17 protein-coding genes and 1 pseudogene are annotated in these 15658 nt (G+C 60.0%); 9 read left to right on the top strand and 9 right to left on the bottom strand.

Going from position 1 to position 15658, the window contains the following annotated elements; genetic code table 11:
• Positions 1–25 precede the first annotated feature (25 nt).
• Complete coding sequence (locus ACP7B0_RS05000) at positions 26–1312, top strand: MFS transporter (protein WP_426139833.1); 1287 nt, start codon at positions 26–28, stop codon at positions 1310–1312.
• A 58-nt stretch (positions 1313–1370) separates the two neighbouring features.
• Entirely contained in the window at positions 1371–2204 is an 834-nt protein-coding gene (locus ACP7B0_RS04995) for an amidohydrolase family protein (protein WP_426139832.1), read from the top strand.
• Between the two features lie 323 nt (positions 2205–2527).
• Here the strand turns inward: ACP7B0_RS04995 and ACP7B0_RS04990 are convergent, their stop codons facing one another.
• The 3 genes from ACP7B0_RS04990 to ACP7B0_RS04980 form a co-directional block, all read right to left on the bottom strand.
• Complete coding sequence (locus tag ACP7B0_RS04990; RefSeq protein WP_426139831.1) at positions 2528–3925, bottom strand: sensor histidine kinase; 1398 nt, start codon at positions 3923–3925, stop codon at positions 2528–2530.
• Positions 3903–4586 carry a response regulator transcription factor gene (locus ACP7B0_RS04985; RefSeq protein WP_426139829.1) on the bottom strand — a complete coding sequence of 228 codons (684 nt, stop codon included), beginning with the start codon at positions 4584–4586 and terminating at the stop codon, positions 3903–3905. The genes ACP7B0_RS04990 and ACP7B0_RS04985 overlap by 23 nt, the downstream gene beginning before the upstream one ends.
• 162 nt (positions 4587–4748) lie before the next feature.
• On the bottom strand, positions 4749–5660 hold the full coding sequence (locus ACP7B0_RS04980) for a formate/nitrite transporter family protein (RefSeq protein ID WP_426139827.1): 912 nt from the start codon (positions 5658–5660) through the stop codon (positions 4749–4751).
• A gap of 126 nt (positions 5661–5786) precedes the next feature.
• Between ACP7B0_RS04980 and ACP7B0_RS04975 the strand changes: the two genes are divergently transcribed.
• Entirely contained in the window at positions 5787–6266 is a 480-nt protein-coding gene (locus ACP7B0_RS04975) for a GNAT family N-acetyltransferase (RefSeq protein ID WP_426139825.1), read from the top strand.
• Between the two features lie 42 nt (positions 6267–6308).
• On the opposite strand, the gene pncA is transcribed toward ACP7B0_RS04975, so the two are convergent.
• From pncA to gudD, 4 genes are all read right to left on the bottom strand, one after another.
• Entirely contained in the window at positions 6309–6947 is a 639-nt protein-coding gene (gene pncA, locus ACP7B0_RS04970; RefSeq protein ID WP_426139823.1) for a bifunctional nicotinamidase/pyrazinamidase, read from the bottom strand.
• Positions 6948–7053: 106 nt separating this feature from the next.
• On the bottom strand, positions 7054–8019 hold the full coding sequence (locus tag ACP7B0_RS04965; RefSeq protein ID WP_426139822.1) for a D-2-hydroxyacid dehydrogenase family protein: 966 nt from the start codon (positions 8017–8019) through the stop codon (positions 7054–7056).
• A gap of 102 nt (positions 8020–8121) precedes the next feature.
• Positions 8122–8775 carry a DUF1345 domain-containing protein gene (locus ACP7B0_RS04960; RefSeq protein WP_426139821.1) on the bottom strand — a complete coding sequence of 218 codons (654 nt, stop codon included), beginning with the start codon at positions 8773–8775 and terminating at the stop codon, positions 8122–8124.
• 284 nt (positions 8776–9059) lie between these two features.
• Positions 9060–10412, bottom strand: coding sequence for a glucarate dehydratase (gene gudD / locus ACP7B0_RS04955; RefSeq protein WP_426139820.1), 1353 nt, complete (start codon positions 10410–10412; stop codon positions 9060–9062).
• Positions 10413–10950: 538 nt separating this feature from the next.
• On the opposite strand from gudD, the gene ACP7B0_RS04950 reads away from it, so the two are divergent.
• The 5 genes and pseudogenes from ACP7B0_RS04950 (at position 10951) to ACP7B0_RS04930 (ending at position 13970) form a co-directional block, all read left to right on the top strand.
• Positions 10951–11223: a heavy-metal-associated domain-containing protein gene (locus tag ACP7B0_RS04950; protein ID WP_426139819.1), complete on the top strand. Its 273-nt coding sequence runs from the start codon at positions 10951–10953 to the stop codon at positions 11221–11223.
• 27 nt (positions 11224–11250) lie between these two features.
• Positions 11251–11691 carry a DUF411 domain-containing protein gene (locus ACP7B0_RS04945; protein WP_426139818.1) on the top strand — a complete coding sequence of 147 codons (441 nt, stop codon included), beginning with the start codon at positions 11251–11253 and terminating at the stop codon, positions 11689–11691.
• A gap of 31 nt (positions 11692–11722) precedes the next feature.
• Positions 11723–11842: pseudogene (locus ACP7B0_RS04940) on the top strand (copper homeostasis membrane protein CopD); the annotation flags it as partial.
• A gap of 209 nt (positions 11843–12051) precedes the next feature.
• The gene (locus ACP7B0_RS04935) at positions 12052–12765 is read left to right on the top strand and encodes a FadR/GntR family transcriptional regulator (protein ID WP_426139817.1); all 714 of its coding nucleotides are present in this window, start codon (positions 12052–12054) and stop codon (positions 12763–12765) included.
• A gap of 68 nt (positions 12766–12833) precedes the next feature.
• Positions 12834–13970, top strand: a complete 1137-nt coding sequence (locus ACP7B0_RS04930; protein ID WP_426139816.1) for a glycerate kinase — start codon at positions 12834–12836, stop codon at positions 13968–13970.
• A gap of 11 nt (positions 13971–13981) precedes the next feature.
• Here the strand turns inward: ACP7B0_RS04930 and ACP7B0_RS04925 are convergent, their stop codons facing one another.
• Positions 13982–14239 (bottom strand): DUF2790 domain-containing protein, encoded by a 258-nt coding sequence (locus tag ACP7B0_RS04925; protein WP_426139814.1) that lies wholly within the window; start codon positions 14237–14239, stop codon positions 13982–13984.
• Positions 14240–14382: 143 nt separating this feature from the next.
• Between ACP7B0_RS04925 and ACP7B0_RS04920 the strand changes: the two genes are divergently transcribed.
• Positions 14383–14760, top strand: a complete 378-nt coding sequence (locus ACP7B0_RS04920) for a VOC family protein (RefSeq protein WP_426139813.1) — start codon at positions 14383–14385, stop codon at positions 14758–14760.
• 98 nt (positions 14761–14858) lie between these two features.
• On the opposite strand, the gene ACP7B0_RS04915 is transcribed toward ACP7B0_RS04920, so the two are convergent.
• Positions 14859–15341, bottom strand: a complete 483-nt coding sequence (locus ACP7B0_RS04915) for a GFA family protein (RefSeq protein WP_426139812.1) — start codon at positions 15339–15341, stop codon at positions 14859–14861.
• Positions 15342–15658 lie beyond the last annotated feature (317 nt).

Here is a 15658-nt window from a genome sequence, read left to right as displayed (position 1 = left end):
TACGAAAAACCACAAGGATAAAAACATGTTCAGTTGGTATCGCCAAGTCACACCGCGTGAGCGCAAAACCTTTTGGGCCTGCTTCGGCGGCTGGTCCCTGGATGCCCTGGAAGTGCAAATGTTCGGCCTGGCGATCCCCGCGCTGATTGCCGCCTTTGCCCTGACCAAAGGCGATGCAGGCCTGGTCAGCGGGGTGACTCTGGTGACGTCCGCCTTGGGAGGCTGGGTGGGCGGGACGCTCTCGGACCGTTACGGTCGGGTGCGTACCCTGCAATGGATGATTCTGTGGTTTTCGGTGTTCACCTTTCTTTCTGCCTTTGTCACCGGCTTTCATCAACTGCTGATCGTCAAGGCCCTGCAAGGCTTCGGCATCGGCGGCGAGTGGGCGGCGGGCGCTGTGCTGATGGCCGAAACCATCCAGTCCAAATACCGTGGCAAGGTCATGGGCACTGTGCAGAGCGCATGGGCCGTGGGCTGGGGTCTGGCCGTGGGCGTGTTTACCCTGATTTATTCATTCGTGCCCCACGACATGGCCTGGCGCGTGATGTTCCTGGTCGGGCTGTTGCCGGCGCTGATGATTATCTGGGTGCGCCGCAACGTTGAAGAACCCGACAGTTTCCAGCGCCTGCAAAAAGCCAAGACCAAACCGGCGAGCTTCTTCAAATCCATGGCCGGCATCTTTCGCCCTGAACTGATCCGCGTCACCTTGCTGGGCGGTCTGCTGGGGCTCGGGGCTCATGGCGGTTATCACGCGGTCATGACCTGGCTGCCGACGTTCCTCAAGACCGAGCGCAACCTGTCGGTGCTCAATTCCGGCGGCTATCTGGCGGTGATCATCTTTGCGTTCTGGTGCGGTTGCGTGGCCAGTGGCTTGCTGATTGACCGGATCGGCCGACGCATGAACATTCTGTTGTTCGCCCTGTGCTGTGTCATCACCGTACAGTGCTATGTGTTCCTGCCGCTGACCAACACGCAAATGCTGTTCCTGGGTTTTCCGCTGGGCTTCTTTGCGGCGGGCATTCCGGCCAGCCTTGGCGCTTTTTTCAACGAGCTGTACCCCGCCGACGTGCGCGGTGCCGGGGTTGGCTTTTGCTACAACTTCGGGCGCGTGCTGTCAGCGGTATTCCCGTTCATGGTCGGACACATGAGTGAGTCCATGTCATTGGGCTCGGCCATTGGTATCGATGCGGGAATCGCCTACGGCGTTGCCGTGCTCGCGGCGCTTTGCCTCCCGGAAACCCGTGGCCGCAGCCTGGAAGCGACTTCGGCTCAAGCAACCAGCACCGGTGCCGACGCACCTCAGCAAGCCTGATCGACTGTTCCTGGCGCGGTGTGTCAAGCATCGCGCCTTTATCTTCAAGACGAGTTCCATGCCTGATTCCCCTATCCCGCCGATCCTCGGTATTGATGGTCACGCCCATGTGTTCAGCCGTGAACTGACGTTGACTTCAAGCCGACGCTACACCCCCGATTACGATGCCACGCTGGACGCTTATCTGATGCAGTTGCGTGTTCACGGCCTGAGCCATGGCGTACTGGTGCAGCCAAGTTTTTTGGGCACTGACAATCGCTACCTGCTGGCAGCGCTGCAACGAGCCCCTGACCAACTGCGGGGCGTTGCGGTAGTCGATCCTGACACTCAGTTCAAAGAGCTTGAGGAAATGGCCGGGCAGGGCATTGTCGGCATTCGTCTGAACCTGATGGGCAAGGCCCTGCCGGAATTTGCCGAGCCTCAGTGGCAGCGATTGTTCGGCCATGTTGCGCAATTGGGCTGGCATGTGGAATTGCATCGGGGCGTCGAGGATTTGCCAGGGCTGATTCGCAGTTTGCTGCCGTATGGCTGCAGGATCGTGGTTGACCACTTTGGCCGTCCCGATGCGCCGTCGGGCGTTGACCATCCGGCGTTCCAGGCACTGCTTGAGACGGGCTCGACCGGACAAGTGTGGGTCAAGATCTCGGCCATCTACCGACTGGGTGGCAACCCGTCGCAGAACATGGCATTTGCCCGAGCGGCCTTACCGTTGCTGGTCAGGCATTTCGGTCTGAATCATTTGGTCTGGGGCAGCGATTGGCCGCATACCCAGCATGAGCAGGGGGTCTGTTTTGAAACGGTCGTGGAGCAGTTGCGGGAGTTGGACTGTGGGGATGACGTGCGCCGGGCGCTGATGATTGACGCGCCGCAGGGGTTGTTTGAATTTTTCTGAGTCCGTGGGTTGCATGCGCAGTCGGTAGCGTACGTGACGCAAATCCCACCCCAACACCTCCACCCAGCCCCCCGGCGTCCAGATTGACCGCGACTTGTTGAAGCGAGGCTTGCCCGCGAAGAGGCCGGTACGTCCACCGGAGCACCCAACCAAGGTTGATTTCCGGCGATCATGCCGACCCCCTCCCGGCTAAAACCGGTCCCACCCATTCGTTGTGCATTTGCGCAAATCGTCCAGACGACACGATGTAATAGCGCAAAGGTGACTGCGCATCACCGCCAATGTCGGCTATACAGACGATTCCAGTCTCCGCACCAGAGCCTCTACAACTCAACCAATCCCTTCACCTGCCGACACTCCAGACTCAAACTCGCGCCACCCAGCGAGCTGGTACCGATGCGCAGGCTGAAGCCGTGGAGGTTGACGATGGCGGCGACGATGGACAAGCCCAGGCCGAACCCGCTTTGTTGATTGCCGCTTTCGCTGCGATAGAAACGCTGGAACACGGCTTTGCGTTCGGCTTCGGGAATGCCGGGGCCTGAGTCTTCTACGGTGATGCAGGTGCTATCGTCCTCTGCCCGTGCGCCTAGGATGACTTCACCGCCCGGGGGGGTGAATTTGATTGAGTTGCTCAACAGGTTGGACAGCGCTTCGAACAACAAGGCGTGGTCTCCCTGCACGGGGGGCAGGGCCTCGTCCACCTGCAAATGAAGGCTGACACCGCCTTCTTCCGCCAGCGGTAGGTAGAAATCATGCACTTCCTGCAGCAACGCCCTGGGTTCGAGCTGGACGAAGGCCGAACGCCGTTGATGGTCTTCCAGTTCGGAAATACGCAGCAGGCCCCGAAAGCGAGCCATCAAGGTGTCGGCTTCGGCGATGACCTGACCCATCTGGGCGGCGACCAGGGAGTCTTCCGGCGATTGCTGCTGAATGCGGTACAGCTGCGCCCGCAAACGGGTCAATGGCGTGCGCAGGTCATGGGCGATGTTGTCGCAGACGCCCTTGACCTCGTTCATCAGCTCTTCGATACGGTCGAGCATCGCGTTGACGATTACCGCAAGCATATCCAGCTCGTCGCGGCGCGTGGATACGGGCAGGCGCCGGGTCAGGTCCCCGGCGACGATGGCCTCGGCGCTGGCTTGAATGCCGCGTATGCGCCGTAAGGGGCGGCGACGCAGTAAGTGCCAGCCAGCGATGCCCGGAATGATGGTCAGGGACAAGCCCCACAGCAATGCGTGCAGGATCAGCGTCGTGACCGCAAACAGCGAACCGTTGTCCCGCACCAGTACCAGCCAGTGGCCGTCGAGGGTTTGGCTGGCCACGGCATCGCAGCTGTCGCGAGGCATTTGCGGGTCGTCAGAATCGACACAGTTGCGCAGTTCATGAATCGCACCATCCAGCGGCAGATTGGCAGGTATGCTGCGAATTGGGCCCGCCAACGGCTGCAATTGCGCGTCGAACAGGCCGTAAGCGTCCACGGCCCGCATGTCGAAGGTCATGCTGGTGGACAAGGCTTCCACCAATTGTTCGCCCTGAAAACGTGCGAACAATTGTTGACGCTGCATGAGGGAGTGGCGGGCGAGGTTGTCCAGGTAAGTGGTGACTTCCCAGTACACGACACCGATCAGCGTGCAGCTCCAGGCCACGAAGAGAAAGCTGTACAGCCCCAGCAGGCGGCTGCTGGATGAACGCCAGCCGTTAGACGGGTTCAGCAATGACATAGCCCGAGCCTCGCACGGTTCGAATCAGCGGGATCGTGCCAGGGGGATCAAGCTTTTTGCGCAAGCGACCGATGTGTACATCAATCAGGTTGGTGCCCGGATCAAAGTGATAACCCCAGACCTCTTCGAAGATCATCATGCGGGTAATGATCTGCCCACTGTTGCGCATCATGAATTCCAACAGCTTGTATTCGGTGGGCAGCAACGTCAGGGGTTGTTTGCCTCGGGTGGCCTCACGCGTGATCAGGTTGAGTTCAAGATCGGCTACCCGCAACAGCGTTTCGGTCGCGGCGACCGGGTTACGCCGCCGCAGCAGGACTTCGACGCGAGCCGCCATTTCGTCGGACGCGAACGGTTTGGCCAGGTAGTCGTCGCCGCCGGCGCGCAGGCCGCGTACACGCTCGTCCACATCAGAAAGGGCGCTGATCATCAGGATCGGGGTATAGATGCCCTGGGCGCGCAGGGTGGTGACAATGGCCAGGCCGTCGACTTCCGGCAACATGCGGTCCAGGGTGATCAAGTCATAGTCGCCGCTGACGGCCCGCTCCAGACCTTCGCGGCCATTGTCGACCCAGTCCACGTCAAGTCCATGGCTGCTCAACTCGGCGACGATTTCCTGTGCCGTGACGGCATCGTCTTCAATGGTCAGAATTCGGGTCATGTTGCCTGCCTGAAGGGGGTTACGGCCAAAGCCGTATTCTGCCTGCAAAGCGGCTGCCGGTTCCTGAAAAGATTTTCATGTGTTTCCAGCCACGCCTGCCCCGTCCTGCTTTCTGCCGGTGGTGAGAACGACGACCTGTTCAGGGTCGTCGTTCTCTGCCTCTTAACCAGCGGCCTGATCTCTTTCATCCTGCTGCTTGCGGGCCAGGACCCTGGCTTTGCGATCACGTTCCATTTTGGCGGTGGTGTCGTTTTCGCCGCGAATCTGGGCGTGGCTGATCAAGGCGAAAATGAAGCTGCCGCCGATGATGTTCCCGGCCAGGGTCGGCCCGGCAAACACCAGCCAGAAGTCATGCCAGGAAAGCTCCCCGGCAAACACCAGATAGGAGGCTTCCGCCGAGCCCACCACGATGTGGGTAAAGTCGCCCAGGGCCATCAGGTAGGTGATGAGGATGATGATCCAGATTTTTGCCGACTCCATGGACGCGATCATCCACACCATGGTGGCGATCATCCAGCCGGACACGATGCCCTTGGAAAACATGTGCGTGACGTCGTTTTCCATGACTTTGCGGCCGATTTCCAGGAAAGCGGCGTCGGTCTTACTGTCGAAAATCGGCAGGTGCAACATCACGTAGGCCACCAGCAGCGTGCCGCACAGGTTGCCCACCAGCACCACGCCCCACAATCTGAATAGCCGGCCGAAGTTGGCGAGCGTCGGTTTGCTCATGACCGGTAATACGGCGGTGATGGTGTTTTCCGTGAACAGTTGCTGACGGGCCAGGATCACGGCGAGAAATCCCGCCGAATAGCCAAGGCTGGCGATGACGTGGCTGGTTTCAACGTCCGGTAGGCGGGACTTGAACAACCCCATGGCCATCAGTGACAGGCCCATGGTCAGTCCTGCGGCCAGCGCCGACCACCAGAGCGCGGCAACGCTGCGCTCCAGCTCATGATCGCCCTGAATACGAATGGTCTCGTGAAGCACCGCAGCCCGGGGCGGCTGGTTTTTATCGACTTCGCGCTCTTCTTCAGCGGATAACCCCGGAGTTTTACCTTCTGGCTCTTCTTGCATACGACTTCCTTGGAACGGTGAGGGGCGAAGACAGATGAGTGCTGCGCCGGGCTGATGGTTGAGACACAATCCACCCGGCATCGTTCGCCATCGAGCCATGCCCAATTCATAAAAAGGAGAACTGTTTTGCCCCTTCAGATTCGCGAAGCGACCCGAGCCGATGCAGCGGTAATTCTGGGTTTTATCACTGAGCTGGCCATTTACGAAAAGGCCGAACACGAAGTCATGACCAGCGTGGCGGATATCGAGCGCAGCCTGTTCGACGAACCATCCCCGGCCAAGGCCCTGATCTGCCTGCTGGACGATGAGCCGATAGGCTTTGCGGTGTACTTCTTGAGCTATTCCACCTGGCTCGGTCGCAAGGGTTTGTACCTGGAAGACCTGTTCGTTTCGGCGCAACAGCGGGGCGTCGGCGCAGGCAAGGCACTGTTGCGGTATCTGGCCAGGATCGCCTGGGACAGCGGCTGCGGACGGTTCGAATGGAGCGTGCTGGACTGGAACCAGCCCGCCATCGACTTCTATAAATCCATCGGTGCGCAACCGCAGGACGAGTGGGTTCGCTACCGTCTTGAGGGCGAGACGCTGAAAGCGTTTGCGCTGGGGTGAGAACAGTGGGAGCCCGTGGGCTCCCCGCAACGCGGTGCCGGATCAGCTCAGCAACTGGCTGCTGGCCATCCGGGTCACGCCTGCTGAGCGCATGTCCCGCCATGCTTTGTCCAGTGAGCCGTGCATGTCGATAGCCTTGCAGGCGTCTTCAATGACCACCGTGGTGAAGCCAGCGGCCCTGGCATCCAGCGCCGACCAGGCGACGCAGTAATCCAGCGCCAGACCGACCACGTAGACCTGTTTGACGCCGCGCTCCTTCAGGTAGCTTGTCAGACCTGTGGGGGTGCTGCGGTCGGCTTCAAGGAAAGCGGAGTAGCTGTCAATGTGAGGATTGCAGCCCTTGCGCAAAATCAGTTGCGCATGGGGCAGGTGGAGGTCGACATGCAATTGCGCGCCGTGACTCGCTTGTACGCAGTGGTCCGGCCACAGTGTTTGCGGGCCGTAGGGCAGGGTGGTGGTCTCGAACGCTGCGCAGCCCGCGTGGCTGGAGGCAAATGAGATGTGCCCGGCCGGGTGCCAGTCCTGGGTGATGACCACGCCGCGAAACTGTTCGCCCAGGCGATTGATCAACGGCACCAGGGTATCGCCCTCGTTAACGGCCAGTGCGCCGCCGGGCATGAAGTCGTATTGCATGTCGATGACCAGCAGAACGCTGTCGAGGTCGAATCGAGGCTGGGTCATGGTGAAGCTCCTTTACGAAGTGATAAAGCCAGACATCCTTGTCGGCGAAACGGTGTTTTATTGCAGACGCTTGCTGATTTTGTGTCGACTGGGCAACAACACGCCGTCAGGACAGTACCCGAATGGGCTCACCTGCATCCCAGGCCTGGATATCTTCGATCATCTGGCTGAAGAACGTGCGGTAGTTGTTGGCCGTGACGTAACCGATGTGCGGGGTGGCGAGCACGTTGTCCAGAGTGCGAAACGGATGATCGGCCGGCAGCGGTTCAATGCCGAACACATCCAGTGCGGCGCCGGCGATGCGCCGTTCCTGAAGGGCCTCAATCAAGGCCGCTTCATCGACAATCGGGCCGCGTGCCGTGTTGATCAGAAAAGCGCCGGGTTTCATCCAGCTCAAGGCCTGGGCATCCACCAGGCCGCGGCTGCGGTCGCTGAGGACCAGATGCACCGAGAGCACGTCGGCCTGTTCGAATAATTGCTGTTTGCTGACGTAGGTCACGCCGGATTCGGCAGCCGCCTGGGCGGTGAGGTTTTGACTCCAGGCGATAACGTTCATGCCGAAGGCCTGTCCGTAGCGGGCGATCCATTTACCGATACTGCCCAGCCCGAGAATGCCCAGCGTCTTGCCGTGCAGGTCGCTGCCCAGACCCACCTGCCATTGTCCGCTGCGCAGGGAATTGGCTTGCCCCACCAGATTGCGGGTAATGCCCATGATCAGCGCCCAGGTCAGTTCCGGCGCGGCATGCTTGTAGCTGTCGGTGCCGCACACCTGAATGCCCAGTTTTCCGGCGGCCTTTATATCAATCGCCGCGTTGCGCATGCCGCCGGTGAGCAGCAGTTTCAGATGCGGTAGCTGGCTGAGCAGCGGCTCATCGAACGGGGTACGTTCGCGCATCACGCAAATGACATCGAAGGGCTCCAGCCGCGTGGCCATGGTGTCGGTGTCGGCGGGGAATTCATGAAGGAAAGTGACTTCGCCAATGCTGTCCAGCACTGACCAGTCCACTACGTCGCGGGCTACGGACTGCCAGTCATCGAGCACCGCAATTCTCATCAGAGCACGTTGCGTCATTCGGGATTCGCCTCGTTTGAACAAGGAAAGTTTTCAGGGGGTACGCTCACCTTACCGCCAGATCACCGGGCAGTGAAACTGCCTGTTGGGTCAGTGCTGACCTCAGCCGAACAGCCCGGCGGCGATATTGATGGAAAACCCCAGTATCGCGGTATTGAACACAAAGCCGATCAGGGATTGGGCCAGCACGGTCTTGCGCAACCCATGGGTGGCAACGCCCACATCGGAGGTTTGCACCGCGACGCTGAGGGTGAACGAGAAATACAGAAAATCCCAGTAATCGGGATGCAATTCTCCGTCCGGGAAGCGCAGGGCAGGTTCCTGGCCTTTCCAGGTATAAAACAGTCGCGCGTAATGCAGGCTGAAGATCACCCCGGTCACCAGCCATGAACCCACGACGGTCAGCCCGGTGAACGCGTAATGCAGGGCTCGGGCATCCGTGGTCATTGCCTTGCTGCCCGCCAGTTCCAGAATGATTGCCGCCAGGCTCGCCAGGGCCGCGATGCAGACCGTGAACAGTACCTGACTGGCGTTTTCGTCCTCGATCTGGGAAATCCGCTTCACATCCTCGGCGTTGGTGCGAAAGGTGCGCAGCATGATCAACGCCAGGTAGAGCCAGACGCCGACGTTCCAGGCGATCAGGCACTGAGTGGTCAATGAACTATTCGGGGCAAGAATGGCGGAGGCGACACCCGCGATCAGGCCCACGCCAGCGGCAATGCTCAAACGGGGGTGGGTGCGCGCGATATGAGACATGGCAGGGCATCGAGACAAAAGGTTGAAGAACCTTATCACGGCCGTTGTGCAGGAAGAAAAAACGGCGCACAAGGGGGTTGTGCGCCGCGTGCCAGGTTGGCAAAAGTTGAACGTGGCTGACTCGCTGCTATCCAGCGGCAGCCACGTAAACTGTAAGAGTGAGCTTGCTCGCGATAGCACCCGATCAGTCGAAAAACAGGCTTAGTCACAGACCGCATCGCGAGCAGGTATGCACCTGCGGCCTGCCGGTTCAAACCTGCAAAAAAGATCGCCTGATCAGATTTTCAACGCACCAGACAAGGCTGCTTGTTGTTGAACTTCCAGTCGGGAATCAGGAATTGCATCGCCACGCTGTCATCCCGGGCACCCAGGCCCATGCCTTTATAGAGTTCGTGGGCCTTGTGCACCTGATCCATGTCCAGCTCGACGCCCAGGCCAGGTTTCTTCGGTACGTGCACGCATCCGCCGACGATCTGCAGCGGGGCTTTGGTCAGGCGCTGGCCGTCCTGCCAGATCCAGTGAGTGTCGATGGCCGTGATGGTGCCCGGTGCGGCGGCCGCCACATGGGTGAACATCGCCAGGGAGATGTCGAAGTGGTTGTTGGAGTGCGAGCCCCAGGTCAGGCCCCATTCGTTGCACATCTGCGCGACGCGCACCGAGCCCTGCATGGTCCAGAAGTGCGGGTCGGCCAGGGGAATATCCACCGATTGCAACTGAATCGCATGGCCCATTTCCCGCCAGTCGGTGGCGATCATGTTGGTGGCGGTCTTCAGGCCCGTGGCCCGACGGAATTCCGCCATGACTTCACGACCCGAATAACCGTTTTCCGCGCCGCAAGGGTCTTCGGCGTAGGCCAATACGTGGTGCTGATCACGGCACAGGCGAATGGCTTCTTTGAGGGACCAGGCCCCGTTGGGGTCCAGCGTGATGCGCGCCTCGGGGAAGCGTTCGGCCAGGGCCGTCACCGCCTGGATTTCATCGTCGCCGCTGAGCACGCCGCCCTTGAGTTTGAAGTCCTGAAAGCCATAGCGCTGATGGGCTGCTTCGGCCAGGCGCACCACGGCCTCGGCGGTCAGGGCTTTCTCGTGACGCAGCCGGAACCAGTCGTTATCGGCGTCCGGCTCGCTGCGGTAGGCCAGATCAGTCTTGCCTTGATCACCGACGTAGAACAGGTAACCCAGCATTTTGACTTCGTCGCGCTGCTGGCCTTCCCCCAGCAAAGCGGCGACCGGCACGTCCAGATGTTGGCCGAGCAGGTCGAGCAACGCGGCTTCAAGACCGGTTACGGCATGAATGGTCACTCGCAGGTCGAACGTCTGTTGCCCGCGCCCGCCGACATCGCGCTCAGCGAAGGCCTGGCGCACGTTGTTGAGGATTTTCTGATAGGTACCGATGGGGCTGCCGACGACCAGTTGCCGGGCGTCTTCCAGGGTTTGGCGAATGCGTTCGCCCCCCGGCACTTCACCGACTCCGGTGTGCCCGGCGTTGTCCTTGAGGATGACGATGTTGCGGGTGAAAAACGGACCGTGAGCGCCGCTCAGGTTGAGCAACATGTCATCGTGCCCGGCGACTGGCACCACTTGCATGCTGGTGATGACAGGGGCTTTGTGCGCCGTTTCGTTATTGAGGGTGTTCATGTTTGAGGCCATCTCCCACTCGTTATTTTTATGCGGGTCTTGTACAGGCTGTGCTGCTCGTGTTGCCAGACATCATACAAGTAACGCTTGCTGACGCAAGGGTGAGCAGAGACGTTTTGTCAGTTTTTTTCGCGCGGAAAAAAAGGTGGAGGGTGGAGAAGGGCTGTTACGGGGTGGTTCTGCTGAATTAAGGCGGCAAATGGTGCCTTTTGGGTTCGCAGAGTGCCGTTCAAGGATTGATCCGGCTCACCTGAAAATGAGTCAGAACCGCGTTGTGGTTATTTCACGGCAGCTAATAGACTTCACTTGTCATACAAGTTACTGATGCTGATCCCGCCGGGCGCCTGACAGTGCGCCGGTGTGTTTTCGAGTCTCACTCGCTGTGGGCTCAGGGGCAATCAAAGCAACACGGCCATTCAGAACGTCATGGGTATCCTGCTTGACCTTGCCATGGCGGCAAGGTTGAGGATAGGTCAATGGCGCATAAAGTTTCATGCGCCCGTCTTTCCACGATCAACGTTGTTGCGAGGATTCACCCATGAAAACGGTTGAACTGACAGTCCAGGGCATGACCTGTGGTTCATGTGTCAAACATGTCACCCAAGCGCTGCGCCCCCTTGAAGGCGTCAGTGACGTAACCGTGGATCTACAATCCGGGCGTGTGACGGTCAGCGGCGAGTCGGACAGCCATGCGCTGCTTGCAGCCCTGCAGGACGCCGGCTATCCCGCACAATTGGCGACAGTGGAAAGCGTAGCGAGTAAGAAATCCTCGGGCTGTGGCGAAAACGGCGGCGGTTGCTGCTGTCGGTAAACGTTATCTTTAGACTGGAGAACCCCTATGAATACCCGCTTGCGTACCGCTCTGTTCACAACACTCTTCATGACCGGAGCGGCACAAGCCGGTGACGTCATCGACGTTTACCGCGATCCTGGCTGCGGCTGCTGCAAGGACTGGATAAAGTATCTTGAAGTCAATGGCTTCAGCGTGCGCGACCATGTCGAGCCCAACATGAGCGAAGTCAAACAGCGCCTCGGCGTCGCCCCCCGGCTGGCCTCCTGTCATACCGCGATGATTGACGGAAAATTTGTCGAAGGGCATGTACCCGTAGCACAGATTCTCGACCTGAAGAATCACCCCGACCTCGTCGGTGTCGCGGTGCCGGGTATGCCCGCAGGTTCGCCCGGGATGGAGTACGGCCAGACCAGGCAGCCGTATCAGGTGATAGGTCAGACCCGAACGGGCACCGATCAAGTCGTCGCTGAATATCCTGGCAATTGACGACTGCGTCAGGACTCACCCGATACGGCCTGTCGCCATTAACGCCTTGCGGCGCAGCGTGATTGTAGAGTTGTCGATGGCTGTGATGATCATGGGGCTGGTGACCTGGCTCGGCACCCTCAGCCCGGAGATGGAGATGTCTGCTGATTAGGCCATCACGCGAATGCCCATGCTCAGCACCGGATTTGAACGAGTGACTCCGCGTGGCACTCCCCGCAGAAACTGGATGCCGGGCACAGGGTTTGGCTGCACAATGCTTCAGGATGCCACCGGGTGCCTCACTAAAAGCCCGGTAGCTTCAGGTTGAGAGTCACTGCTCCAGACCCATTCACACATTCGCTGTTCAGGATATGTCCGCCCATGCAAGTGCCGACCCGGCCGGTTCCCAGGCGCCGCCAACACAATCTGGCCACCGATCTGGTGTCGGATCTGAGCCAGCGCATTTTGCTGGGCAAGATTCCCCCCGGCCACAAACTGCCTTCGGAAAGCGAAATCGTCCGCGAGCATGGTGTCAGTCGCACGGTGGTGCGCGAAGCCATCTCCAAACTGCAGGCTTCGGGGCTGGTGGAAACCCATCACGGCGTCGGGACGTTCGTCCTGGAACGCAGTGATCACACCGGGTTGCGCCTGAAAGTCGAAACCGCAGCGAGCGTGCGCGACATTATCGAGTTGCGCATCGGCCTGGAAACCCAGGCGGTGGCCCTTGCAGCGCTGCGCCGTACCGACGTGCAACTGCTGGCCATGCGTCAGGCGCTTGATGATTATCAGGACCTGCTGGCCAAGGAAGACAGCTGCGTGGCGGCGGATAAACGCTTTCATATGCTGATCGCCGAAGCGACGGGTAACCCGTACTTCACCGAGATCATGCAGCACCTTGGCAGTGCGATCATTCCCCGCAGCCGCATCGCCTCCAGCGAGCGGGCGGGGGCTAATCTTGCTCATCATGGCTATCTGGCGAACCTGGAGCATGAAGCGCTTCTGAGCGCCATTCGCCGTCAAGACCCCGATGCTGCCCGCGCAGCCATGTGGACACACCTGAGTAACAGCCGTGAAAGGCTTGCGCCGCTGGAGTGAGCGCGCCTGAGCATGGGCCTATCAGCTAACAACGAGAGCATCGCGACATTGCGCTTACGGAGAACAGCATGAAAATCGTCATCGCCCCCGATTCCTTCAAGGACAGCCTGAGCGCACAAGGCGTCGCCGATGCCATTGCCTCCGGGCTGGCCGAGGTGTGGCCCGATGCCGAGCTGATCAAGTGCCCGATGGCAGACGGTGGTGAAGGCACCATCGAAGCGGTCCTCGCGGCGTGTGACGGGGAACTGATGACCGCCCCTGTGAGCGGGCCGTTGGGCGAGCCGGTCCAGGCACATTGGGGCTGGCTGGCATCAAGCCGTACCGCCATCATCGAAATGGCCATGGCCAGCGGTTTGCAGTTGTTGACTCTGGACCAGCGGGACGCCCGCATCACCAGCACCCGAGGCACTGGCGAATTAATCCTCGCCGCGCTGGATGCTGGCGCGACGCGGGTCATTCTGGCCATTGGCGGCAGCGCGACCAATGATGCGGGCAGTGGCATGCTGTCGGCACTGGGGGCGCGGTTTCTGAACGTAGATGGTTTGCCCGTGGCGCCGGGCGGACTGGCGCTTGCGCACGTTGCCCATGTTGATCTGCTGAATCTGGATGCACGCTTGGCCGACGTGCAGTTTGAAGTTGCGGCCGACGTCGATAACCCGTTGTGCGGACCTCACGGCGCCAGCCATGTTTTCGGGCCGCAGAAAGGCGCTTCCCCGGAACAGGTTGTGCAACTGGATGCTGCATTGGGGCATTTTGCCGATCATTGCGCCCAGGTTCTGGGGCGCGATTGGCGTGACGAGCCAGGTTGCGGGGCGGCGGGCGGCATGGGCTTCGCCGCCAAGGCCTGCCTGAAAGCCTCCTTTCGCCCTGGTGTTGAGGTGGTGGCGGACCTCACCGGGTTGGACCGTGTGCTTCAAGGCGCGGATCTGGTGATTACCGGTGAAGGCCGGTTCGACGCCCAGACCTTGCGCGGCAAGACACCCTTTGGCGTAGCGCGCATCGCCCGGCGGGCAGGCGTGCCGGTGATAGTGCTGGCCGGAACCCTGGGCGAGGGCTACGCCGATTTGTACGAACACGGAATCAGCGCAGCGTTTGCGTTGGCCAGCGGGCCAATGACCCTGGAGCAGGCCTGTCGTGACGCACCTGACTTGTTACATGACCGGGCTCGGGACCTGGCGCGTCTTTGGCAGTTGGCGGCGGGCTGATGGGCCAAGGGTCAATTGTCCCCCAGGCAGCCTGTGCCATTGACTTCATAACGCAGCGTATGGGGCTGGCCCATGTGATCGATGTAGATCATCTCCACAGGCTGTACTCCACAGAAATTCAGTTGCGGGGTGCTGACGACCCTGGCGATGTCCAGTTTCGTTGCATAGGTGTAATCCTCGACATCGGGCTGGGGCTTGAGCCCGGCGTTAGCGACAGTGGCAGCGCTGCCCAGGGTGAGTAAGGTGAAGGCAATTGCGATGGTTTTCATGATGAGCATCTCGTTCAGGTGAGTTCAATTTCTTGAGCCTGTACGACGAAGCCCGCCGAGGTTTATTCCCTCGCCCGTAAAACCGGAAAAACCGCGTTTGCCGCAACGCTACTGAAAAGCCATGCACGCAAAGGAGCTCGTCGATGATTGATCATCTGGACCACCTGGTATTGACGGCTGTCGATGGCGATGCCACGACGGATTTCTACACACGTGTGCTGGGCATGCAGCTGGAAAGCTTCGGATCGGGGCGCACGGCGTTCCGGTTCGGCCACCAGAAGATCAACCTGCACCTACGCGGTCATGAGTTCGAGCCCAAAGCGCACCTGCCGGTGCCGGGTGCGCTGGATTTGTGCTTTATCGCGGCGATCCCCCTGGAGCAGGTTATCGAGCGTCTGAATGCAGCGCCGTGGCCGATCATCGAAGGACCGATCATTCGCACCGGCGCCACCGGCCCTATTCGCTCGGTGTACGTGCGCGACCCGGACTTGAACCTGATCGAGATTTCAGAACAGTTATAAGCAGGCTCGGGAACCATCACCCGGTTGGAGCCGTGCAACGCCCGCATATTTCCCACGGCTCATGGCGTGGTCGACGCCTTATCACAGGGCGGGCGCCCTCAACGGACCAGGCCCAGCCGCTCGTGCCAGGCGGCGATGGACTCCTGAGGGTAACCGTCGAACAGTTTGTCGCCTTCGTGTGCCTGCACTTCAACCCATGACGCCTTGGAATCAAGCAGCAGATGGGTGTGTTCCGGTGGCGTCGGCAGCGGGGTATCGATGGCGGACGCGAATGGATGGATCAGCTCCGGCCATTCGGGGCTGAACAGCCACAGGCCGCTGCCACACAGTTTGCAGAAGTTGCGCTCGTCGCCGCTGATACGCACGTGATGACCTTCGCGGATTCTGGCGTGATAAACCCCGATGTTGGCTCGGCCCTTGACCTTCAAGCTCCTTGCATCGCCGCTCAGGTTAATGGAGTAGCCGCCACCGCCCTGTGTCTTGCGGCAGATGGAGCAGTAGCAGCGTTGGTAAGGGTAGGGGTGAGCGCTGTTCAGACTGAACTCGACTTCACCGCAATGGCAAGATCCTTCCAGATACATGACGAAACCTCCTCGAAACCTGCCTGAACAGTCGTGGAAACGTCAGGCACTTGACGTCTAGACAAGCAGATTGTGGGTTTGAGCGTGATCGTTCGTCGGAGAACGCCTGATTCAGCCGGGTGAATGGTTAAGTCCCCAAGCTCAAGAAGCGTAACGCCGAAATGCAATACGCGAAGTCTCAAACCATTGGCCGAGTCATGTGGCTCACGCGCAGCATCGTCCGTGCTTTACAGGCGGCGTTGATGGCCACCGAGAACGTCATCGCCGGTGATCTCACCCAACGTTCTTTTTATGGGCCGCTTGCCGCTGGCAGTCCG

Source organism: Pseudomonas sp. DWP3-1-2 (assembly GCF_049896285.1).
GTDB lineage: Bacteria > Pseudomonadota > Gammaproteobacteria > Pseudomonadales > Pseudomonadaceae > Aquipseudomonas.
This window is presented reverse-complemented; position numbering and strand designations above follow the sequence as displayed.